At 46.4% G+C, this 22,833-nt stretch carries 17 protein-coding genes; 11 read left to right on the top strand and 6 right to left on the bottom strand.

Annotation, left to right across the window (positions count from 1 at the left end):
• Position 1 precedes the first annotated feature (1 nt).
• On the bottom strand, positions 2-1,402 hold the full coding sequence (gene trhP / locus OCU74_RS12385; protein WP_087480026.1) for a prephenate-dependent tRNA uridine(34) hydroxylase TrhP: 1,401 nt from the start codon (positions 1,400-1,402) through the stop codon (positions 2-4).
• Between the two features lie 251 nt (positions 1,403-1,653).
• The gene (gene rdgC, locus OCU74_RS12380; RefSeq protein WP_087480025.1) at positions 1,654-2,565 is read right to left on the bottom strand and encodes a recombination-associated protein RdgC; all 912 of its coding nucleotides are present in this window, start codon (positions 2,563-2,565) and stop codon (positions 1,654-1,656) included.
• A 293-nt stretch (positions 2,566-2,858) separates the two neighbouring features.
• Here rdgC and phoB point away from each other — a divergent pair, with 293 nt between their 5' ends.
• From phoB to OCU74_RS12365, 3 genes are read left to right on the top strand one after another with little or no spacing between them, the layout of a single operon-like run.
• Positions 2,859-3,548 carry a phosphate regulon transcriptional regulator PhoB gene (gene phoB / locus OCU74_RS12375; RefSeq protein ID WP_087480024.1) on the top strand — a complete coding sequence of 230 codons (690 nt, stop codon included), beginning with the start codon at positions 2,859-2,861 and terminating at the stop codon, positions 3,546-3,548.
• Positions 3,549-3,589: 41 nt separating this feature from the next.
• Positions 3,590-4,891 (top strand): phosphate regulon sensor histidine kinase PhoR, encoded by a 1,302-nt coding sequence (gene phoR / locus OCU74_RS12370; RefSeq protein ID WP_087480023.1) that lies wholly within the window; start codon positions 3,590-3,592, stop codon positions 4,889-4,891.
• 38 nt (positions 4,892-4,929) lie between these two features.
• On the top strand, positions 4,930-5,847 hold the full coding sequence (locus OCU74_RS12365) for a PstS family phosphate ABC transporter substrate-binding protein (RefSeq protein WP_234993553.1): 918 nt from the start codon (positions 4,930-4,932) through the stop codon (positions 5,845-5,847).
• Between the two features lie 36 nt (positions 5,848-5,883).
• Here the strand turns inward: OCU74_RS12365 and ppx are convergent, their stop codons facing one another.
• Both ppx and ppk1 read right to left on the bottom strand, forming a co-directional pair.
• On the bottom strand, positions 5,884-7,389 hold the full coding sequence (gene ppx, locus OCU74_RS12360; protein ID WP_087480021.1) for an exopolyphosphatase: 1,506 nt from the start codon (positions 7,387-7,389) through the stop codon (positions 5,884-5,886).
• Positions 7,370-9,475, bottom strand: a complete 2,106-nt coding sequence (gene ppk1, locus OCU74_RS12355; protein WP_087480020.1) for a polyphosphate kinase 1 — start codon at positions 9,473-9,475, stop codon at positions 7,370-7,372. The genes ppx and ppk1 overlap by 20 nt, the downstream gene beginning before the upstream one ends.
• A 456-nt stretch (positions 9,476-9,931) precedes the next feature.
• Here ppk1 and OCU74_RS12350 point away from each other — a divergent pair, with 456 nt between their 5' ends.
• Genes OCU74_RS12350 through phoU form a run of 4 tightly spaced genes read left to right on the top strand, consistent with a single transcriptional unit; the run spans position 9,932 to position 15,342 of the window.
• On the top strand, positions 9,932-12,118 hold the full coding sequence (locus tag OCU74_RS12350) for an ABC transporter permease subunit (protein WP_087480019.1): 2,187 nt from the start codon (positions 9,932-9,934) through the stop codon (positions 12,116-12,118).
• A 17-nt stretch (positions 12,119-12,135) separates the two neighbouring features.
• Positions 12,136-13,779, top strand: coding sequence for a phosphate ABC transporter permease PstA (pstA, locus tag OCU74_RS12345; protein WP_087480018.1), 1,644 nt, complete (start codon positions 12,136-12,138; stop codon positions 13,777-13,779).
• A 2-nt stretch (positions 13,780-13,781) separates the two neighbouring features.
• Positions 13,782-14,600 (top strand): phosphate ABC transporter ATP-binding protein PstB, encoded by an 819-nt coding sequence (gene pstB / locus OCU74_RS12340; RefSeq protein WP_087480017.1) that lies wholly within the window; start codon positions 13,782-13,784, stop codon positions 14,598-14,600.
• 34 nt (positions 14,601-14,634) lie between these two features.
• On the top strand, positions 14,635-15,342 hold the full coding sequence (phoU, locus tag OCU74_RS12335; RefSeq protein WP_087480016.1) for a phosphate signaling complex protein PhoU: 708 nt from the start codon (positions 14,635-14,637) through the stop codon (positions 15,340-15,342).
• A 153-nt stretch (positions 15,343-15,495) separates the two neighbouring features.
• On the opposite strand, the gene OCU74_RS12330 is transcribed toward phoU, so the two are convergent.
• Complete coding sequence (locus OCU74_RS12330) at positions 15,496-16,107, bottom strand: peroxiredoxin C (protein ID WP_087480015.1); 612 nt, start codon at positions 16,105-16,107, stop codon at positions 15,496-15,498.
• 193 nt (positions 16,108-16,300) lie between these two features.
• On the opposite strand from OCU74_RS12330, the gene OCU74_RS12325 reads away from it, so the two are divergent.
• The 3 genes from OCU74_RS12325 to aceA all read left to right on the top strand — a co-directional run bounded on the left by OCU74_RS12325 (position 16,301) and on the right by aceA (position 20,953).
• Positions 16,301-17,206 (top strand): hydrogen peroxide-inducible genes activator, encoded by a 906-nt coding sequence (locus OCU74_RS12325; protein ID WP_087480014.1) that lies wholly within the window; start codon positions 16,301-16,303, stop codon positions 17,204-17,206.
• Positions 17,207-17,770: 564 nt separating this feature from the next.
• Positions 17,771-19,408: a malate synthase A gene (gene aceB, locus OCU74_RS12320; RefSeq protein WP_315972448.1), complete on the top strand. Its 1,638-nt coding sequence runs from the start codon at positions 17,771-17,773 to the stop codon at positions 19,406-19,408.
• Positions 19,409-19,642: 234 nt separating this feature from the next.
• Entirely contained in the window at positions 19,643-20,953 is a 1,311-nt protein-coding gene (aceA, locus tag OCU74_RS12315; protein WP_087480012.1) for an isocitrate lyase, read from the top strand.
• 90 nt (positions 20,954-21,043) lie between these two features.
• On the opposite strand, the gene OCU74_RS12310 is transcribed toward aceA, so the two are convergent.
• A complete protein-coding gene (locus OCU74_RS12310; RefSeq protein WP_087480011.1) occupies positions 21,044-21,505 on the bottom strand; it encodes a CBS domain-containing protein in 462 nt (153 codons plus the stop codon).
• A gap of 218 nt (positions 21,506-21,723) precedes the next feature.
• Here OCU74_RS12310 and queA point away from each other — a divergent pair, with 218 nt between their 5' ends.
• Positions 21,724-22,776, top strand: coding sequence for a tRNA preQ1(34) S-adenosylmethionine ribosyltransferase-isomerase QueA (queA, locus tag OCU74_RS12305; protein ID WP_087480010.1), 1,053 nt, complete (start codon positions 21,724-21,726; stop codon positions 22,774-22,776).
• Positions 22,777-22,833: the final 57 nt, after the last annotated feature.

Below are 22,833 nucleotides of genomic sequence, written 5' to 3'. Positions count from 1 at the left end.
ATTACTTGCCTGTTGGGTTACGGGTATCCTGACCGGCATTCAGATTACGCATCAATAGTGCATAATCCAGACTGACATCTTCAGGGACAGGAATATAAACAAAATGTCCGTTTCCTTTGGCATCGTCAATGGTTTCACTTTTGCGGTTTTCCATTGCTTCAAGTGTAAAGATGATATTGCCCTGTGGGGTCATGAGTTCAAGACTATCTCCGAGACAGAACTTGTTTTTCACTTCAACTTCTGCCAGATCTCCACGACGTTTACCGGTAAACTCACCGACGAATTGTTGGCTATCGGAAACAGAATATCCGTAATCATAGTTCTGATAGGCATCGTGAGTATGGCGACGCAGGAAACCTTCGGTATAACCCCGGTGTGCCAGACTTTCCAGTGTTCCCATGAGGGATTCATCAAAAGGTTTACCAGCAACGGCGTCATCAATTGCTTTACGATAAACCTGAGCCGTACGGGCGCAGTAATAGAATGACTTCGTCCGGCCTTCGATTTTCAGTGAATGGATTCCCATTTTCGTCAGGCGTTCAACATGCTGTACGGCACGTAGATCTTTTGAGTTCATGATATAAGTACCATGCTCATCTTCAAAAGCGGCCATTTTTTCATCCGGGCGATGGCTTTCAGAAAGCAATACCACATCGTCACTGGGTTTACCTAAACCAATAGTATTTTCCGGACGTTCTTCCTGAACTTCTATCGCTTGTGGTGTATTCGGATCGAATTGTTCAACAATCTGCCCGGCAGCATCTTCGGTTCCTTTTTCTACCTTGTATTCCCAGCGGCAGGCATTGGTACAGGTTCCCTGATTCGGGTCGCGTTTGTTAATGTAGCCGGAAAGCAGACAACGGCCGGAATAGGCCATACAAAGCGCACCATGGACAAATATCTCGATCTCGGTTTCCGGACATTTTTCACGGATTTCTTCAATTTCTTCTAAAGACAGCTCCCGGGAAAGTATGACCCTTGTAACGCCTTGAGTGGACCAGAATTTTACGGTTGCCCAGTTGACGGCATTGGCCTGAACCGATAGATGAATTGGCATGTCAGGAAAAGCTTCCCGAACCATCATGATTAATCCTGGATCGGACATAATCAATGCATCCGGCCCCATATCGATGACCGGTTTCAGATCGCGGATAAAGGTTTTCAGTTTTGAGTTGTGGGGCTGAATATTACAGACCACATAAAACTGTTTTCCCTGAGCATGGGCTTCATCAATCCCGATCTTCAGGTTTTCATGATTGAATTCGTTATTACGGACCCGCAAGCTGTAGCGCGGTTGTCCTGCGTAAACCGCATCTGCGCCGTATGCAAAAGCGTAACGCATATTTTTCAGGCTACCCGCCGGAGAAAGGAGTTCTGGTACAAATTGTTTTTCTGTTGTCATTGCTTCTATTCCAAATCTGATCACAAGTCAGGCCAACACCACCTGATGGTATTGGAGGGGGCGAATTTTACGTCAAAACCGGATGTGATCCTAGCTTTGTTTCCAGGATACACTCACTCATTTCCGGATAACGGGTTTAATGTGCTTTCTGGCTATTTATTTTGGGAAGGAAACGCAGAATTACGTGATTTCAGGAGCTTTAGGGCTGGAGGAGCAGAAGATGGATAGACCATCTTCTGACAACAAATAAATTAATCGGCTTCAGGTAAACCGCCCAGAGCTTCAAACAGGTTCGGCAGAAAGGCACTGAGTTCGCCACACATTAATGAGAAATCTGCATCGAAGCGAGCGGCCCGATCTTCCCGCGGAATATCTTCATTGTGATCTTTTAGCTCATCACTATATTGAAGTCGTTTCAGGCTGGCATCATCGGCAAGCATGAAAGTGATTCTGTCTTGCCAGCTCAGGCCCAGTTTGGTGACAACTTTACTGGCTTCAATGTGACTCATGATTTCGTCACTGGTTAAATCCTGTTTTTTACAGCGGACAGTCGCGCCGTCTTCAAGCAAAGATTTTAACTCCGCTTCATCCAGAAGTTGAAAACCTGCCGGTAGATTCCCGCCCTGAACCCATTCGGTCATGGTGGTTTCCACAGCATTCTCCGGAATAGCCGGAATGACAGGAAGACTTCCCATGGTTTTACGGAGGAGGGCAATCACATCCTCTGCCTTTTTATAACTGCCTGCATCAACGACGATCAGGCCCAGCGAAGGCAGAATCAGCAAATAAGTGTACTGGCTTTTACTAAAGGCCCGGGGAAGCAGATCAATGATAATATCTTCTTTCAGCGTATCTTTTTCTTTCTTTTTAACCGGACGGCCTTCTTCTGCCTCAAGTGCTTCGACTTTGCTGGCAAGAGAATCCTGAATGACCGATGCCGGTAAGATTTTCTCTTCTTTTCTGGCACAAACAAGAATACGGTCTTCAGAAACATGGGTCAGCATATCGCCATCTTTACCCATTACACTCGTCCAGCCGAATTTTTGCTTATCCTGACTGCCGCATGGTGTAAAGCGGAATTCATGAAGTTGTTTTTCTAATTGGTCGGCATTGAAGCGGATATCGCGGTTTACACGATAAACCATACAGTTTTTAAACCACATAAAGTTTCTCTTGTCCCGTAATCAAGCGGGACATCATAGGGCAAAAGCCAGTAAATGTCCCTGACGATTTTCAAATATCTGGACCCGGTTAACCCAATGCATCGATTCCGTGATAATTGATCGTATGACACCAGATTTGATGAACTAACATTACAAAATACTTTAGAAGTGAGTCGGAATAACTATGAATCTGAGACGAAAGTTATATGAAAATTTGTTTTCAAAGGTCACAAAAGTGTCATAATTATTTTTAATAATGCTGAGCGTTGATAAAAAACAAAGGCTAATCTGATATGTCAAGAAGGATTCTCGTTGTTGAGGATGAAGCACCGATTAGAGAAATGTTGTGCTTTGTTCTTGAACAGAAAGGTTATCAGGCGGTTGAAGCAGAAGATTATGACACCGCAATAAACAAACTTGCAGAACCTTTTCCAGATCTCGTTCTACTTGACTGGATGCTTCCGGGCGGAAGCGGCATTAATTTTATCAAGCACATGAAACGGGAAGAGCTAACGAGAAATATCCCGGTTGTGATGCTGACTGCCCGTGGAGAAGAAGAAGATAAGGTGCGGGGACTGGAAGTCGGTGCTGATGACTACATTACCAAACCATTCTCTCCTAAAGAGCTGGTAGCCAGATTAAAAGCGGTCATCCGCCGGGTTACACCCACAGCGCTGGAAGATGTCATTGATGTTCAGGGGCTGAAGCTGGATCCGGTTTCTCACCGGGTAACGGCAAACGATCAAGCGCTTGAGATGGGGCCGACAGAATTCAAGTTGTTGCATTTCTTTATGACTCATCAGGAACGTGTATATAGCCGGGAACAGTTGCTGAATAATGTCTGGGGAACGAATGTATATGTTGAAGACCGAACGGTCGATGTGCATATCCGTCGTTTGCGTAAGGCTTTGGAAGATGCCGGACATGATAAGCTGATTCAAACCGTCCGTGGTGCCGGATATCGTTTTTCAACCAAAGCCTAACGGATGGTTACGGTATTGTTGAAGAACAGCAGAGGAGTGAGATGGTCGAACGTCTAACCTGGAAAAGGCTGGCTTGGGGGCTGGCTTTTTTTTACTTTCCCTGGCTGATCATCGGCTGGATATTCGGGTATATGCCCTGGCTTTTGTTGATCGCAACAGCCATTCAACTGCTCTGGCATCTGGGTAATCAGGTTCGTCTTTCGGCCTGGTTGTGGGATGACCGCCGTTTGGGACCTCCGTCCGGGAAAGGACAGTGGGAATATCTGTTTAATGGTATTTACCATCTCCAGCAACGCCAGCGTAAAAAGCGTAAAGAATTAACCAATCTTATCCGTCGTTTCCGTAATGGTGCCGAATCTTTGCCGGATGGTGTTGTTGTATTCCGTGATGAAGGCAATATTGTTTGGTGTAACCGTTTGGCACAGCATCTGCTGGGTTTCCGTTGGCCTGAGGATGAAGGGCAACCCATATCAAATCTGCTGCGGGCACCTGATTTTATTAAGTATCTTGAAAAAAATGATTTTTCAGAGCCGCTGGAAATACATTCGCCACTGAATGTTGACCGGATGCTGGAACTGCGGATTGTTCCTTATACCAAAGGGGAACATTTGCTGGTGGTTCGAGATGTGACTCAGTTGAAACAGCTTGAAGGGATGCGGAGAAACTTCTTTGCTAATGTTTCTCATGAACTCCGGACTCCTATGACTGTGTTACAGGGTTATCTGGAGATGACGGAAGATCCGGATATGATGTCAGGACCGATGTGGGGGAAAGCTCATCAGGTAATGACGGAACAGCTGACCCGGATGAATAGTCTGGTTAATCAACTGCTGACTTTGTCCAAAATAGAAGCAGCCCCGATGCATGAGCTGGAAGATGTTGTTGATATCCCGGCAATGCTTCAGGTGCTTGAGAAAGAAGCGATCAGTCTCAGTGGTGACAATCAGCACCAGCTACATTTCGAAATCGATCATGATCTGAAAGTTCTGGGAGATGAAGACCAGCTTCGGAGTGCCGTTTCTAATCTGGTTTATAATGCGGTGAAATATACACCACCCGGTGCAGATATTTATGTACGCTGGTTTTCAGGTTATCAGGGCGCCTGTCTGGAAGTTGAAGATTCTGGTGAAGGGATTGCACCACAACATCTACACCGTCTGACTGAACGTTTTTACCGGGTGGATAAGGCCCGTTCCCGTGATACCGGCGGCAGTGGCCTGGGGCTGGCAATCGTCAAACATGCACTATCACACCATGACTCACATCTTGATATTCACAGTGAAGTCGGGGTTGGCAGTAAGTTTTCTTTTGTCTTGCCTAAACGTCTGGTCGTGCAGTCATGATTCGCTTGAAATGGTGGCTGTGGGTCAGTGTTGTCTGGATGTGGAGCGGATTCTCTCTTCAGGCAGCATCTCTGCCTGTATATGAGAAACAGATTGGAGTTTCCGGAAGTTTACTCTCGGTCGGTTCTGATACACTGGCTGGCGTGATGTCTTTATGGGTTGAAGCGTTTCAGTCCTACTATCCGAATATTAATATTCAGGTTCAGGCGTCCGGATCTTCGACAGCACCTCCTGCTCTGACGCAGGGAACGGCCCAGTTGGGACCGATGAGCCGGACTATGCGGCACCGGGAAGTCGGAGCGTTTGAACAGGCATATGGCTATAAACCGACGGCGCTTCGGGTTGCGATTGATGCGATTGGTATTTTTGTTCAGCAGGATAACCCGGTTCCGGGACTGAGCTTTCAGCAGATCGATGCCATGTTTTCAACAACGTTACGTTGTGGTGAACCCCGGCATCTGACAAGCTGGTCGCAATTGGGAATCAAATCTCACTGGGCGCAACGGGCGATTCTGTTATTTGGCCGTAATTCGGTCTCGGGAACTTATGGCTATTTCAAAAGCCATGCACTGTGCGGCGGAGATTTCAGTCCCAGAGTGAATGAGCAACCGGGATCGGCATCGGTGGTTCAGTCGGTTGCTTCATCAATGAATGCGATTGGTTATTCCGGCATCGGATACTCAGTTTCTGGCGTCAGACTAGTTCCGATATCCCGCAGGGGAGAGAATTATGTATTTCCAAACCGGGATAATATTCTATCCGGAGACTATCCGTTATCCCGTTATCTGTATGTCTATATTAATAAGAGCCCCGAGCGGGCACTGACACCGGTTGAGGCTGCATTTATCCGGTTTATCTACTCCCGGGAAGGTCAGGCACTGGTCGCCAAAGACGGATATGTGCCGGTTTCTCCCGAGATAGCCAGACAAGAACTGGCGAAAGTAGGGTTAGAGTAAGTTTTACTCCGGATAGTTTTTAAATCCGGATAGTTTTTAAAACAGTAAGGTCCAGCCGATATTTTCCCAACACTGTTGCTCTGTTGTCAGGTCGGCATGAAGCAGCTTATTGTTTTCCAGCCATACAGGATCGTTGCTGGTGAGTGACCATATATCATCCTGAACGGTTAGGAAAATCTGCGGTAAAGGATCATCATTTCTCTGCCCGTTGAGTACAATTGCCAGTCTGAGGATGCGGATGAGTTGGATCACCTGCTTTTTCTTATAGAGTGTGAAATCCGGCATTTCATTCAGTTTCAGCGCTTTTCTTTGAAAACGGGCCAGAGTGGAGAGCACCAATTGCTGTTCACTGTTAAATCCCGGCATATTGGTATAGCGCAGGATATATTCCGAATGACGATGATATCCCTGCAAACTGATACTGAGCCCAACCTCATGTAACAGAGCGCCCCATTCCAGCAGATCAACCAGTTCATGATTCTGGGCCGGAATTCTGGCTTTGCCACAGACTTGATCAAATAGCTCCCGGGCGAGGCCTTTTACTTTGGCTGCATGTTCCAGATCGACCCGGTGTTTCTGAGCCAGACTTTCTGTTGTTCTCAGGCGGATATCCGAGTATTTGAGCCGATCTTCCATCTCGTACAGCAGTCCTTCACGTAATGCTCCTTGTGAAAAATGCATCTCTTTGATTTTCAGATCTTTTAAAATGGCGTAAAGAATGGCAACACCTGCGGCAAAAACCGGTTTTCTCTCATCATTGAGGCCTTTCAGTTCCAGCTCATCAACCTGACTTTTTTCACAGAGTTTATCGATTAGTGCTTCCAGACGAGTGGCGGTTATAATGCCGTCTTCGTAGCCAATACCCACCAGAACTTCCCGGACTGCTTTTATGGTGCCGGATGAACCAAAGGCACTTTGCCAGCCTTTTTTACGGTACTGGCGGGCAACGGATTCCAGTTTCTGCTCTGCAGCAAGGAATGCCTGAGCAAAGCGTTTTTTGGACAGTTTTCCCTGAGCGAAGAATCGATGGTTATAGCTGACACATCCCATCTGAAGACTGTTGACGAGCTGCGCCTCAAATCCGTGACCGATAACCATTTCCGTACTACCGCCACCAATATCGACAACGAGCATTGAATCGGACTGAGGCTGAGTGTGCGCAACGCCAAGATAGATTAAGCGGCCTTCTTCCATTCCGGGAATAATTTCAATCGGGTAGGGAAGAACTGCCCGTGCTTTTTCAATAAATTTCTGGGCATTGGTTGCCTGACGCAACGTGTGGGTTGCGGCAATACGGACATTTTCAGGTGAATATCCCTGAATCCTTTCGGCAAACATCGCCAGACAATCCAGCCCTCGTTCAATTGCCTCAGCATTGAGCTTTTTGTTCTCATCCAGCCCGGAGGCCAGCCGGACACGCTGCTTATGGCGGCTGACGAGCTGGAGGTCCTGATCGACGACCTGTGCCACAACCATGTGGAAACTATTTGAACCTAAATCAATTGCGGCAATATGCCGTGGTTCAGCGGGTGTTTTCATCATCCTTTACTTCTATCGCCTTCTGCTTTCGTGTCTGCTTTTCGACATTTTTCAGGTAGTCATAAATCGCAATCTGCGAACGTATTTTCTTTCTGTTACCACGGCTAACATATCGGTTGCTCATCTCTTTGTCTATCCAACGAGCTTTGACCGTATCGGTAAAATGAATATTGATCAGATCGATAATACGCTTTTTCAGGCGTTCGTCACGGATTGGAGTAGCAACTTCGATCCGGTGATCGATATTACGGGTCATCCAGTCAGCGGAAGAAATATAAACCAGTGGATTTCCGTCGTTGTGGGTAATGATAACCCGTGGATGTTCAAGGAAACGGTCAACAATACTGATGATACGAATGTTTTCACTCACCCCTTCAATTCCGGGAGCCAGAGAACACATTCCCCGAATGATCATCCTGATATCGACCCCGGCAGAACTGGCTTCATAAAGCTTGTTACATAATTCTCTGTCAACCAGATTATTCACTTTCAGAGTAATGGCTGCCTTTCTGTTGGCTCTGGCATTGGCGATTTCATTATCTAACAATTCATACAGGCGGGAACGAGAGTTTCTGGGCGAGACGATCAGATGTCTGAATTTTACCGGCCGGTATGGGTTTTCGATATAGCCGAATACACTACGCACTTCATTGGTGATTTCCGGGTCGGCAGTTAACAACGAGAAATCGGTATAGATCCGGGCTGTTTTTTCGTGAAAGTTTCCGGTGCCGATATGTGCATAACGGACAATTTCTTCATCTTCTTTGCGACTGATGAGCAATAGTTTGGAATGGATTTTCAGTCCCGGAGCACCGAAGATGACATGCACTCCTGCTTCAGTCAGGATTCTCGACCACTCGATATTCGCTTCTTCATCGAAACGGGCCTGTAGTTCAACAACAACGGTGACTTGCTTGCCATTCATTACCGCATGAATGAGGGAGTGCATCAGTTTTGAATCTTTGGCAACCCGGTAAATATTGATTTTGATACTCAGCACTTTGGGATCGAATGAAGCCTGTCTGACCAGTTCGGTAATATGTTCAAAGGTGTGATAGGGATAGTAGAGCAGAATATCCTGTTGTTTGATGGCATCGAAATTGTTGGCAAAACCAGAAAAATCAGCGCATTTCATTGGCGGTAGCGGTTTATTTTCCAGATAGTCCCGGCCCACATTCGGGAAAGAAATAAAGTCTTTGAAATTATGGTATCTGCCTCCGGGGAGCAGGCTATCATAATTGGAAATTTTGAGCTTATCACACAGAAACTGCAACATCGCAACGGGCATGGCATTTTCATAGACAAAGCGAACCGGCATTGCTGTTAAGCGCTGACTCAGCCCTTCGGACATCTGTTCAAGCAGACTATGTTCCACTTCATGACTCAGGTCATATTCGGCATCACGGGTCATTTTAATGGCATAACCATTCAGTTCGTCATACTCAAAGAAACCCCGGAAAATATCATCCAGACAGTAACGGATAATGTTGTCCAGCAGAATAATTGTTTTGCGTTGTTTCCCTTTCTGTTCCGGTACCATGATAAACCGTGGTAAATGGTCAGTCGGAATCTCAATCAGGGCGTAGTGAGAATGGTCATTTTGTTTCAGTTCGACTGCAATATAGGCGTATTCATCTTTCAGGAATTGCAGCATATCGGCTTCATCGTTAAGCAGCCAGGGAGTAATGTGCTGGATGACTTCATTTCTGAAATATTTTTTGACCCATTTCTCCTGAAATTCATCCAGTTGGGATTCATTGACTAAGAAGATTCGACGCCGGGCCATTTCTTTGATTAGCTCGTTGTAAAGCTCTTCAAATTCCAGATTGAGTTTGAGTGCCTTGCTTTGCATCTTGGAGAGCAGGTGTTTATAACTACTGTTACCACCGTGTTCCCGATCAATCAGAATACGTCGTTTGACATCGGCGAAACGGACTTTGTAGAACTCATCCAGATTATTGGAAAAAATACCCAGAAAACGTATCCGTTCAATGAGAGGCACAGACTTGTCAGCAGCTTCCTGGAGAACCCGCTCATTAAAAGATAACCAGCTTAATTCTTTTTCTATATATAACTTCTCAGCACTCATGCGTTCAGACCTTTCATGAAATCCCGGAATGGACAGGGGTTTTTATAGTGCGATATTTAGAATGACAGTTTGTCGTTGATGGTGATCTGAACCTGATTTCGGAACTATCTACCAAACAGACATAACTATCAGTAATAAAAAAGAAAGTTATGTGTTTTGTGTTACATTTTTATTTCAGTATATAAGACTTCCGTTCATCTCAGTATGAGCAGGGCAGCATTTCTTCTGTTGGAATGAAGTCGTAGGTCCTGCAAACCATCCTCCGGAGGAATCGATAAAGTCAGGGAAAATGAGTCACTTGTTATTTCAGGCGGTTATCGGTTGCTGTAATATAACTGTCACGTCATTGACATATGCTTGTGTGTCCAGACGATACCACGTCTGATTTTCAGCCGGAATTTAAGACGGGAATTGCTCTCAGTATCATTGATATGGGTCAGATTGATTAGGACTAGCATGCCACACCCTCAGTTTTCACTCAAAGCAGCGGACAAAAAGCGCCTTGTCAAAGATCGCTTGATTCGTTTTGCTGTCAGTGCTGGTGGTGTCAGTGTACTTGGAGCACTGGTCTTAATTTTTGTTTATCTGATCTGGGTTGCTCTGCCCCTGTTTTCCAGTGCTGATATCACTGTGTCTTCCGCTCATCCTGAAGTTTCCCTCCAGTCGTCCCCGATTCAGCTATCGGTTGGTGAACACGGTCAATATGTATTTATGCTCGATCGTCAGGGAGAAATGATATTCAGGTCGACTCAGGATGAGCATCAGGAGCCGGTCTGGCACAAGCAACTCCCTTTCATGCCGGAACAGAGTGCTGTTGCCGGGGAATGGTTTGCTGTGCTGGGACAGAAGCATCAGCTTGAAATTGCCCGTCCGCTTTTTTCCCACCGCTTACAGAACGGGCAGGATCTTTTTGTCCCGGGAGTGGAACAATTAGAGTTGCCATCGGGCCTGAACGAATATGTTCCTGCTGATGTACAACAATTTACTTTCTCCGTATTACCGAACCGTCTGACGCTGGCTTTTTCCAGTGATCGTGGTGCACTGAGTGTGCTGACCTACCGGCAGGATACCGCGGATGTCACTGAGTTTCGTTTCCCCGGCCAAGTCAAAGCCGATGAGTTATTGGTGACTCCTGATGGCGATACTTTATATGTTCGTGAAGGTGAACAATTAATCGTGGCTATCCGTTCCGGTACGTCATTCCGGGTTCGGGAGGTTGTTGATCTTACAGAAGGCCAGAGCGAACGAAAAGTTGTACAAATGATTCTATTGCCGGGAGGGGATTCTCTGCTGGTACGACACCGGGATGGTCAGGTTACACAGTGGTTTGACGTGATCCGCGAAGAAAAAAGGCAGTTGATGCCGATCAGGGAATTCAAGACAGGTCTCCGGACCGGTATGATCCTTGCCGACGCCTATCATCAGGGATTTTTCTCATTTCATCACGATGGCCAGGTCCGGAACTATCAGGTAACCAATCATAAACAGGTTCTATCCCAACCTGTTTTTAAGCAATTACCGGAGCTGGTGGCTCTGTCTGAGAATGAAAAATATCTGGTGTCCTATGAGAAAGGGCGTCTGAGTCTGGCTGAGATCCATCTGGGATATCCGGAAATTTCGTTTTCTGCATTGTGGCAGAAACTGTGGTATGAGAACTATCCCAAACCTGAGTATGTCTGGCAGTCTACAGCTGCCTCTGACAGTTTTGAGCCGAAATTCAGTCTGATGCCTATTGCCTTCGGCACCATTAAAGCTGCAATGTATTCGATGCTCTTTGCTGTACCGATTGCGGTACTGGCCGCGATTTATACTGCGTATTTCATGTCTGCCCGGATGCGGCGCAAGGTGAAACCAACCATTGAGCTGATGGAAGCATTACCAACGGTCATTATCGGTTTTCTGGCCGGACTGTGGCTGGCTCCGATTGTTGAAAGGCATCTGGTGTCGGTGGTTGTGATGTGCATTCTGCTGCCATTATCAACCGTACTGTTTGGTCTGATTTGGCATTTCTTCCCTGAACGGTGGCGCAGACCTGTCCGGCGTGGCTGGCATGCTGCAATCTTACTTCCGGTCCTGGCTGTAGTCATGGTTCTGGTGCTGCCGGTTGGTTTTGATATTGAAACCTGGCTGTTTCATGGCGATATCCGGGTCTTTATGGCGCAGTATGGTATTGATTTCAATCAGCGTAACTCTCTGGTGGTGGGAATTGCGATGGGATTTGCAGTGATTCCGACGATTTTTACTATTGCAGAAGACGCAATCTTCTCTGTTCCGAAACATCTTTCCGATGGCTCACTAGCATTGGGAGCGACACCCTGGCAAACCCTGACTCATGTCGTCTTGCTTACGGCGAGTCCGGGGATTTTTTCTGCTGTGATGATGGGATTGGGACGGGCTGTCGGAGAAACCATGATTGTGCTGATGGCCACTGGAAATACACCGATTATGGACTGGAATATTTTTGAAGGGATGCGGACACTGGCAGCGACAATTGCGGTTGAGCTGCCGGAAGCAGAAGTCGGTAGCAGCCAGTATCGGTTGCTATTTCTGGGCGCATTGCTTTTGTTTGTCTTTACGTTTTTAGTCAATGCATTGGCGGAGTGGATTCGGCTGCGCCTGCGGGAAAAATATCGGGCACTGTAATGTTAGGACTGAATTAAATGGTGAATTGGGTTAAGTCCGGCTCTCCCTGGGTATGGTTGACCGGTGGTGCGGTGAGTTTCAGTCTGCTGGCAGTGCTGGGGCTATTGCTGCTTATCGGCTGGAAAGGGCTGACTTATTTCTGGCCGACACCGTTGTTGTCATGGCAGACTTCATCCGGCGAACGTTTGATTGGACAGTTATATGATCAGGAAGCAGTACTGGCATCCCATTTACCCGCTTACTCAAGCCATTCTGAAGAGGTAAAAGACGGAGAATCGATTACTCGTTTGCATATAAAAATAGCCAACCGGGATATCTATCCGTCAGATTTTATTTCGGTTCTGAAGAATCAGGTTTCCACACCTGCTGAGCCTCTGGGCTGGGCTGTGATTGATCGAGTCCGGGATGGCCAGTTTTTTGGCAAACCGGTGGGTTATCAGCTTGCTGATGATGAGATGGCAGAAGATATTGATACCGCGCTTCTGGCTGGATTGCAGGAGTCGGAGCAATTACGTCAGCAGATTCAGACGCTGATGAACGAAAAAGTTCAGGTCTGGAGCCGTCAGGTAGAGAAGCTTCGTCTTGAGAAACGGAAAAGAGAGCTGAATCATACTGTAGACGCAGCATATCTGACACAGTACCAGCAACAGAAATTGGTGCTGGACCAGAAACTGACGGCGGTTTCTCATACGCTGGATGCATTACGGGGAAAACTCAGAATGCAGGCGCTGCTGGTGCAGGATATGCGTGGTGACACGATAAAAATTCCGGTGAATCAGATTCTTGATGTCTGGTATCCCAATGATATGTCTTTTCCCGGGAAGATTGCGCACTGGGGCAAGCAGGTTTGGCACTTTATTGCGGATGATCCGAGAGAATCAAATTCAGAAGGTGGGGTTTTCCCTGCAATTTTCGGGACGATCTTACTGGTTATTATCATGTCCGTGATCGTGATGCCGCTCGGTGTGATGGCGGCAATCTATTTACATGAGTATGCTGATGAAAATGCACTAACCCGGATGATTCGGGTGGCGGTGATGAATCTGGCTGGTGTGCCTTCTATCGTTTATGGTGTTTTCGGGCTCGGTTTCTTTGTCTATACCATTGGTGGGACGATTGACGCATTGTTTTACGCTGAGCGCTTACCGGCACCGACTTTCGGTACACCCGGATTGCTTTGGTCGGCTCTGACTCTGGCCGTATTAACGTTGCCCGTGGTGATTGTTGCGACGGAAGAAGGATTAAGCCGGATTCCGGTTTCTGTGCGTCATGGTTCTCTGGCTTTAGGGGCGACGCAGTTTGAAACGATTTGGCGGGTAGTATTGCCGATGGCCAGTCCTGCTATGATTACAGGACTGATTCTGGCAGTCGCCAGAGCTGCCGGCGAAGTTGCACCTCTGATGTTAGTCGGTGTGGTCAAAATGGCTTCGCGCTTGCCGGTTGATCAGGAATTTCCCTTTATTCATCTGGAACGGAAATTCATGCATCTGGGATTTCACATATATGATGTCGGATTTCAGACCAGCAATATTGAGGCTGCACGCCCGCTGGTTTTTGCCACATCATTTTTATTGGTTGCCGTGATTGTTGCCCTGAATCTGACTGCGATCAGTATCCGGAATAATTTGCGGGAGAAATACAAAACAATGGGACAGGATTAACCATGTTTCCTCTGAATCAGACTTTGGGGTTTCAGCCATCGATTGATGTGAAGCATCTCAGTGATAAACAGACCGCGATTGAGATTGATGATCTCAGTCTGTTCTATCAGGGAACGGCTGCACTCAGTCATATTTCTATGCGGATTCCTAAAGCACAAGTCACCGCATTTATCGGGCCTTCCGGCTGCGGTAAATCAACGTTGTTACGTTGTATGAACCGGATGAATGATCTGGTTGAAGGATGTCGGGTTGAGGGGAAGGTGAAGTTACACGGACAGGATATCTATGCCCCTTCTGTTGATGTTGCAACCTTACGCCGACGGGTCGGGATGGTGTTTCAGCGTCCGAATCCTTTTCCTAAGTCGATCTATGAAAATGTCATTTATGGCCTTCGCTTGCAGGGCGTTAAGAATGCCCGGGCGCTTGATGATGCTGTAGAGCGTTCACTGCGGGCAGCTGCGCTATGGGAAGAGGTAAAGAATCGTTTACATGAAAACGCATTCGGATTATCCGGTGGGCAGCAACAGCGTCTGGTCATTGCCCGGGCGATTGCTATTGAACCGGAGATTCTGTTGCTGGATGAACCGACGTCTGCTCTGGACCCGATTTCGACACTGACGATTGAAGAGTTGATCAATGACCTGAAAACCAAGTATACGGTAGTGATCGTGACCCATAATATGCAGCAGGCCGCGCGAGTAAGTGATCATACGGCCTTCATTCATATGGGGAAACTGGTCGAATATGCTGACACCGATACTATTTTTACTTCACCGGTGAAAAAGCAGACCGAAGATTATATCACCGGGCGCTACGGGTGAGTGCCACAGATAACCACGGATTAAGAGAGGTATTATGCAGTTTGGTCGCCATATTTCCGGACAGTTCAACGCTGAGCTTGAAGCAATACGGACCCATGTTCTTACCATGGGAGGATTGGTCGAGCAACAGTTATCTTATGCGATGCAGGCGCTGCATAAACAAGATCTGGAGCTTGCCCGTCAGGTCATCCGGGATGATCATAAAGTCAATGCGATGGAAGTCTCTATTGATGATGCGTGTACCCGGATTATTGCCAAGAGACAACCGACGGCAAAAGATTTACGGTTGATTATTGCCATTATTAAGACGATCACGGATCTGGAACGTATCGGGGATGTTGCCACCAAAATGGCACATGTGGCGATTGAAAGTCCGTCTTCGAAAGAACGCAAGTTTCAGGTTTCTCTGGAACCATTATGCCGTCAGGCTATCGCAATGTTGCATCAGGTGTTGGATGCATTTGCCCGGATGGATGTTGAGGCTGCGGCTCAGGTCCATAAATTAGATGATCGGCTGGATTCCGAATATGAAGCGGTTATCCGGCAGTTAATGACCTATATGATGGAAGATACCAAGAATATTCCTCATATCCTGCAGGTCATGTGGTCTGCCCGTGCGATTGAGCGGGTCGGAGACCGTTGTCAGAATATCTGTGAATACATTATTTACTTTGTTAAGGGAAAAGATGTCCGACATTTGGGCGATCAGTCGCTCGATGATGTTTTAAAGACGGATTCCTGAAGGATAAAACGAATGCGGTTGGTATAAAAAACCGGAGTAATTGCTCCGGTTTTAACTTTATATAGACTTTACTTAATCATGATTGGGGCAAGTAATCATTCTTTATTTATTTTATCCAACCATTGACCAGTGTTGAGGACTGGCAAGTTTGTGTTATTTCTTATCTAAGTCTGAAGTGTGCTCAGACAGGTAAGCCGCGACGCCGTCAGGAGAGTCTTTCATACCTGCTTTACCTTCTTCCCACTGTGCAGGACAAACTTCACCGTGAGTCTGGTGGAAGTTCAGTGCATCAACCATACGCAGCATTTCATCAATGTTACGGCCCAGAGGCAGATCGTTAACAACCTGGTGACGTACAACACCTTCCTCATCGATCAGGAAAGAACCACGGAAAGCAACACCAGCTTCTGGATGCTCAACATCGTATGCTTTGGCAACTTCGTGTTTTACGTCAGCAACCAGTGGGTATTTCACAGCACCGATACCACCCTTGTCGACAGGGGTGTTACGCCATGCATTGTGTGAGAATTGAGAATCGATTGATACGCCGATAACTTCAACGCCTTTTGCCTGGAAGTCTTCAAAGCGTTTATCAAATGCGATCAGTTCTGATGGGCAAACGAATGTGAAGTCTAGTGGATAGAAGAAAACAACTGCTTTCTTACCTTTAGTAAATTCTGCAAAGTTGAATGTATCAACGATTTCACCGTTACCTAAAACAGCAGCAGCAGTAAAATCAGGGGCTTTACGACCAACTAGTACCATTTTTTTTGCTCCTAAGAATATAATTATTTCCAAACTAACCGAAATCAGTTTGGTCCGTGTTTGTACCAGACAAACTATAGACAAATCATAGTATAGGAAAAAGCGAAATAAATAGATTGAGTTTATCGAAAAAAACGATGAACTGAGATATGCTATCCTCCAGACAAATTCGAACCCGTATATTAATGATCTTATGAGTAAATGGCCGAGTTTAAAGCAAATTCACTACTTGGTAACTCTTTATGAAACCCGTCATTTCAGTGAAGCCGCTGAGCGTTGTTTTGTCAGTCAGTCAACGCTGAGTAAAGGTATTCAGACTCTGGAAGAGTTAATCGGTTGTCCTTTATATGAGAAAAAGGACAAGAAAAGTCCGTTGGTATTCACACATGCCGGAGAACAGGTCGTTCAGCAGGGCAGAGAATTACTGGCGAAAGGACAGGATCTGATCGAGATGGGAAAACTCTGTCAGGGAGATTTGATGGAAGGACAGCTCAGAGTCGGCTGTATTCCGACGATTGCGCCTTTCTTGCTGGGGGATTTAGTTCAGGAAGTGAATAGCCGTTTCCCGAAACTTCATCTGTTACTGCGGGAAGATACAACCAGTAATTTGCTGCAAGGGTTACGTCATGGTGAGCTGGATGTACTGGTTTTAGCATTGCCGGTTGATATCGGGAATATGGAAAGCCGGATTGTCGGAAAAGATCCGTTCCGGATGATTATCAGTAAAAGTCAGGCTGACCGGATTCCCGTTCCGATCCGTTATGATGATCTGCCGGACGAATCTGTGTTCCTGTTGGAAAACGAGCATTGTCTGACTGAGCATGCGGTTTCGGCCTGTCAGTTGACGGAGAAGGAAAAAATTAATCCGTTTATGGCAACCAGTTTACATACTCTGGTTCAGATGGTAGCAAACGGACTGGGTACGACGTTTATTCCCCAAATGGCAATTAAGCATGGCCTGCTGGAGAACCAGAATCTGGTTGTTGTCGAACCGCCTGGTCAAAGTGCATTTCGTCTGATTGGTTTAGTCTGGCGTCCCAGTTCTTCCCGTAGTCAGGTCTTTCATCAATTATCTGAAGTTGTTTCAGAACTTCTTTAGCTATAGGTCTTACCCGAAGTTTTATGCTTTGGGTTTTTCTTTTTATAGAGCTTTATTCTGATTAAATCCCAAAGTTTGTAAAATTTTACAGCATCCATCGATTGAAGCTTTCATAAAATCAAAAATATTCACAATGTCAATTTTACAGATTAATTTGTGTCTGTTTTGAGCTGCTTCCTCTACAAATCTATATGAAATCAACAGGTAATCGCTTTTCTCTGGAAAAATAGAGCGTACTGATGAGATGAATTTATGCTTTATTTGTGTAATTTTATTACGAAATTAAATTCCTTTTTGTCTCGATTGTTCAAACAGAATGAAACTTCGAATTTTACTTTTTGTTCATCGGCAGGGTTTTCATTTATCTATTTATTTTCTAGAGTTTATCATGCTTGGTTAAGACTTATGTCTAGTTTGAGGTGGATTGAAAAAACTGTAAATTTGAAACATTGTTAATGATATCAAAATTGAGATGACAAATTTGACGATCTGAATATGTTGTTTTAAATTTACAAATGAAAATTAATATGCAATTAAGTGAATTGGTTTATATAAGAGGGAGCAATGATGGAACCATTGGCTGATGAACAAACATTGTCTGGCGGGCAAGGAAAAATGCTTGAGAGGCTACAGATTCTGGGGGCTGTACCTGAAGATCAATCCTATATCATTTCACCAGCGGCCCAAGTGTTCCTTGCAGAGCTTTGTGCACGCTTTACTTCCCGGGTCGAAACTTTACTGCAACGTCGGGTAAGTCGGCAGGAGAGAATTGATCAGGGAGAATTACCCGATTTTTTACCGGAAACTCAGGATATACGCGCCGGACAATGGAAGATTCTGGGGATACCTCAGGACTTGCAGGATCGGCGAGTCGAGATTACCGGACCGACAGATCGGAAAATGGTGATTAATGCACTGAATGCAAATGTAAAAGTTTTCATGGCTGATTTTGAAGATTCGATGTCTCCGGTATGGTCGAAGATGCTGGAAGGACAGATCAATCTTCAGGATGCGGTCAACGGTACAATTAGCTATATACAGCCGGAAAGCGGTAAGTCTTATCAGTTATGTGATGATCCGGCAGTCTTGATATGCCGGGTTCGCGGCCTGCATCTCCGGGAAAAACATGTCACATTTGATCAGCAGCAGATCCCCGGAGCACTGTTCGATTTTGCGCTCTATTTCTTCAACAATTATCAGGCATTACTGAAAAAAGGCAGCGGCCCTTATTTTTATCTGCCCAAGCTACAAAGTTATCAGGAAGCTAAATGGTGGAGTGACATTTTTCATTTCACTGAAGAGTATTTCGGACTGGATACCGGCACGATTAAAGCCACAGTTCTGATCGAGACGCTTCCGGCTGTGTTTGAAATGGACGAAATTCTGTTTTCTCTGAAAGAACACATCGTCGGCCTGAACTGTGGTCGCTGGGATTATATTTTCAGTTATATCAAAACGCTGAAAAATTATCCGGATCGGGTGCTTCCGGATCGACAGGTTGTCACCATGGATAAGCCATTTCTTAACGCCTATTCGCGTTTGCTGATCCGGACCTGTCACCGGCGTGGAGCTTTCGCCATGGGCGGGATGGCAGCTTTCATTCCCGTGAAAGATGCGGCCCGGAATGCCCAGGTTCAGGAAAAAATCCGTCAGGACAAACTACTGGAAGGAACCAACGGACATGATGGAACCTGGGTTGCTCACCCCGGTCTTGCCGATACGGCGATGGCTGTTTTTAACGAAGTTCTTGGCAGTCAGTCCAATCAACTGATGATGACCCGGGATCATGATGCACCGGTGACAGCAGCCGATTTGCTCCAGCCCTGTGAAGGGGAGCGAACCGAGCAAGGTATGCGTCATAACATCCGTGTTGCGCTTCAGTATATCGAGGCCTGGATCTCTGGCAATGGTTGTGTCCCGATTTATGGATTGATGGAAGATGCAGCCACAGCTGAGATTTCCCGGACTTCTATCTGGCAATGGATTCAGCATCATAAAACACTGGATAACGGAGAAACGGTCACGAAGGCATTGTTTGAGCGTTATCTTGCCGAAGAAGTTGAAGTGGTTCGGGGGGAAATTGGCGAAGAACATTTCAGACAAGGGCGGTTTGATGAGGCGGCTCAGTTGATGAAACGTCTGACAACCAGTGATGAATTAACTGATTTCTTAACTGTTCCGGGATACGAGTATCTGGCGTAGTCCGGTATGGGAAAGCGTTCAGTGTGGAGAGTGAGTCGCTTCATCAATAAAAATCAGGCTGTCCATACTCCGTTCATTACCGGAGTAAGGAAAACAGCCGGGAAGCGGCAGATATAAGAATTAAATGAATTAAAAACGTGAAACAGACTTTTCAATATCAATCAATGTCGTATTGATAAAGAAAAAGGAAGAAGGACTACCGGGATCATTCGGTACACAATGAGGGATAACACTATGACTCTGACTCGTCGCCAACAAATTGAAGCACTAGAGAAAGACTGGGCAACCAATCCACGCTGGAAGCATGTAAAACGGACATACACCGCAGAAGAAGTCGTTGCACTTCGGGGCTCGGTGATGCCGGAACATACCCTGTCACAACGTGGTGCTGACAAGCTCTGGTCACTGGTGAACGGTGAGGCGAAAAAAGGATATGTAAACTGTCTGGGAGCTTTGACCGGCGGACAAGCCGTTCAGCAGGCAAAAGCCGGTATTGAAGCGATCTATCTGTCGGGCTGGCAGGTCGCGGCCGATAATAATACGGCTTCGGCAATGTATCCGGACCAATCCCTCTATCCGGTTGATTCCGTTCCCGCGGTCGTCAAAAGAATCAATAGTTCATTCCGCCGGGCAGACCAAATCCAATGGGCAAATGGTATGACGCCGGAAGATGAAGGGGGAATTGATTACTTCCTGCCGATTGTTGCCGATGCGGAAGCAGGATTTGGTGGGGTTCTCAATGCCTATGAACTAATGAAACATATGATTGAGGCTGGCGCTGCAGGTGTCCATTTTGAAGATCAACTGGCATCGGTGAAAAAATGTGGTCATATGGGCGGCAAAGTTCTGGTACCGACTCAGGAAGCGGTACAAAAACTGATTGCGGCAAGGCTGGCTGCCGATGTGGCAGGGACAACAACTCTGGTTATTGCCCGGACTGACGCTAATGCTGCTGATTTGTTGACTTCCGACTGTGATCCCTATGATAAGGATTTCATTATCGGACAGCGGACTGCTGAAGGTTTCTACCGGGTGAAAGCCGGAATTGATCAGGCGATCTCCCGGGGGCTGGCTTATGCTCCTTATGCCGATTTAGTCTGGTGTGAAACCGCAAAACCGGATCTGGATGAAGCCCGCCGTTTTGCCGAGGCAATTCATGAACAGTATCCGGAGCAGCTTCTGGCCTATAACTGCTCTCCTTCATTTAACTGGGAGAAAAATCTGGATGCAGAAACCATCCGACACTTCCAGCAATCATTGGCAGACATGGGATACCGTTATCAGTTTATCACTTTAGCGGGTATTCATAACATGTGGTACAACATGTTCGATCTGGCACATGCCTATGCTCAGGGAGAGGGAATGCGTCACTATGTTGAAAAAGTTCAGCGTCCTGAATTTGAAGCGGCTGAACGGGGATATACATTTGTTGCCCATCAACAGGAAGTCGGCACCGGTTATTTTGACCGGGTGACCAATACGATTCAGGGCGGAAACTCTTCTGTGACTGCATTGACCGGTTCGACAGAAGAAGATCAGTTCTGAGCGTTAAAAGCAGTAACCTTGCAATCGTTGCTTTGCAATCAGAGTTGTAATTTCGCAGAGAGAGCAGCCTTAGCTGCTCTTTTTTTATTTCTAAAAGCTGTCTTCTGCATCCTCATCAACTTCGTCAGGTTCAACTTCTTCCTGCAATTCAAGCAGGTTAATTGCAATGGCAACAAAGTCACTGTCGGTAATGATCCCAACCAGACGATCATGGTGAATGACCGGCAGGCAACCGACTTTATGTTTTTGCATAAATAGGGCACTTTCTTTTAATCCGGCGTTGGGAGAGACCGTAATCATCTGGGTATGCATAATTTCAGACAGCGGATGTGACAGTAAGATTGTTGACGGGGAGATATCACGATTCAGGCAGGAGTGCTGAGCCTGTAATATGTCTCGTTGTGAGACTATTCCCCTAATCTTTTTATGTTGATCCACGATCGGCAGATGGTGGATGTCGTGTTTTTCCATAAAGGCCCGAGCCTCTTCGATCGTATTTGTCGGGGTGAGGGTGTGCGGATGGCGGGTCATCATGTCTTCTATCTTGATCATAGCGAACTCCTTACCGAAGTGGCGATCATCTTTTCAGAGAATACAAGTTATTATGAATATAGTTTTTTCTTGCCGGAGGATATGAGAGGTCGAGACAATTTTCTTCTTTTACTGAAAAAATTATTGCGGATTTGGTACGAATCAATGGAATACTCTGCCGTCCTTGGCTATTTCCGTATATACTACCGCGCTGCGAATGACAGGATAGAAAAAGAGTAATGCAAGTTTCCGATTTTCATTTTGACCTGCCCGATGAATTGATCGCCCGGTATCCAAAAGCTGAACGGACATCCAGCCGTTTGTTACAGTTGAACGGAAATAGCGGGGATGTGACGGACGGGACTTTTAAAGATGTTTTGGATCTGGTTCGTCCGGGAGATTTACTGGTATTTAATAATACCCGGGTGATTCCGGCGCGGATGTTTGGCCGTAAAGCCTCCGGCGGTAAGATCGAAGTGTTGGTCGAACGGGTTCTGGATGAGCACAGTATATTGGCTCATGTCCGTTCTTCAAAGGCACCACGTCCCGGAGCAGCACTGTTTCTAGGTGAAAATGACGATTATCCGGCAACGATGGTTGCCCGCCATGATGCTCTGTTTGAGATTCATCTGGAGAGTGAAGCTGCGGTTTTGGATGTTTTGAACGAAATTGGTCACATGCCTTTGCCGCCTTACATTGACCGGCCTGATGAAGACGCGGATAAAGAGCGATATCAAACCGTATATAACCAGAAACCGGGTGCGGTTGCGGCACCGACGGCCGGATTACATTTTGATACTGATTTGCTTGAACAAATAGCGGCGAAAGGTGTCGAAATGGCTTACGTGACACTTCATGTCGGAGCCGGAACGTTTCAGCCGGTACGGGTTGAGAATATCAATGATCACCATATGCATGCTGAATATGTTGAAGTCCCGTCGTCGGTAGTGGAGGCGATTGCTGCGACCCGTGAACGGGGCGGGCGTGTCATTGCTGTCGGAACAACATCGGTTCGTTCACTGGAAAGCGCAGCGCAGCAGGCATTGAAAAATGGTGGGGCGTTGGCTCCTTTCTTCGGTGATACCGATATTTTCATTTATCCGGGATATGAGTATCAGGTCGTAGACTGCCTGATTACCAATTTTCACCTGCCGGAATCGACATTGATCATGTTGGTGAGTGCATTTGCAGGATATGAAAATGTAATGGCGGCATATCGCCATGCGGTTGCGCAGGAATATCGTTTTTTCAGCTATGGTGACGCGATGTTCATTGAAAAGCGCGTGAATTAAGAATCTAACTCCGGAGCATTTCAGAATGCTCCGGGGACACAGCAGAAAGCTGAGGAT

Origin of the sequence: Vibrio mangrovi (assembly GCF_024346955.1) — a bacterium.
Lineage (GTDB): Bacteria > Pseudomonadota > Gammaproteobacteria > Enterobacterales > Vibrionaceae > Vibrio > Vibrio mangrovi.
This window is presented reverse-complemented; position numbering and strand designations above follow the sequence as displayed.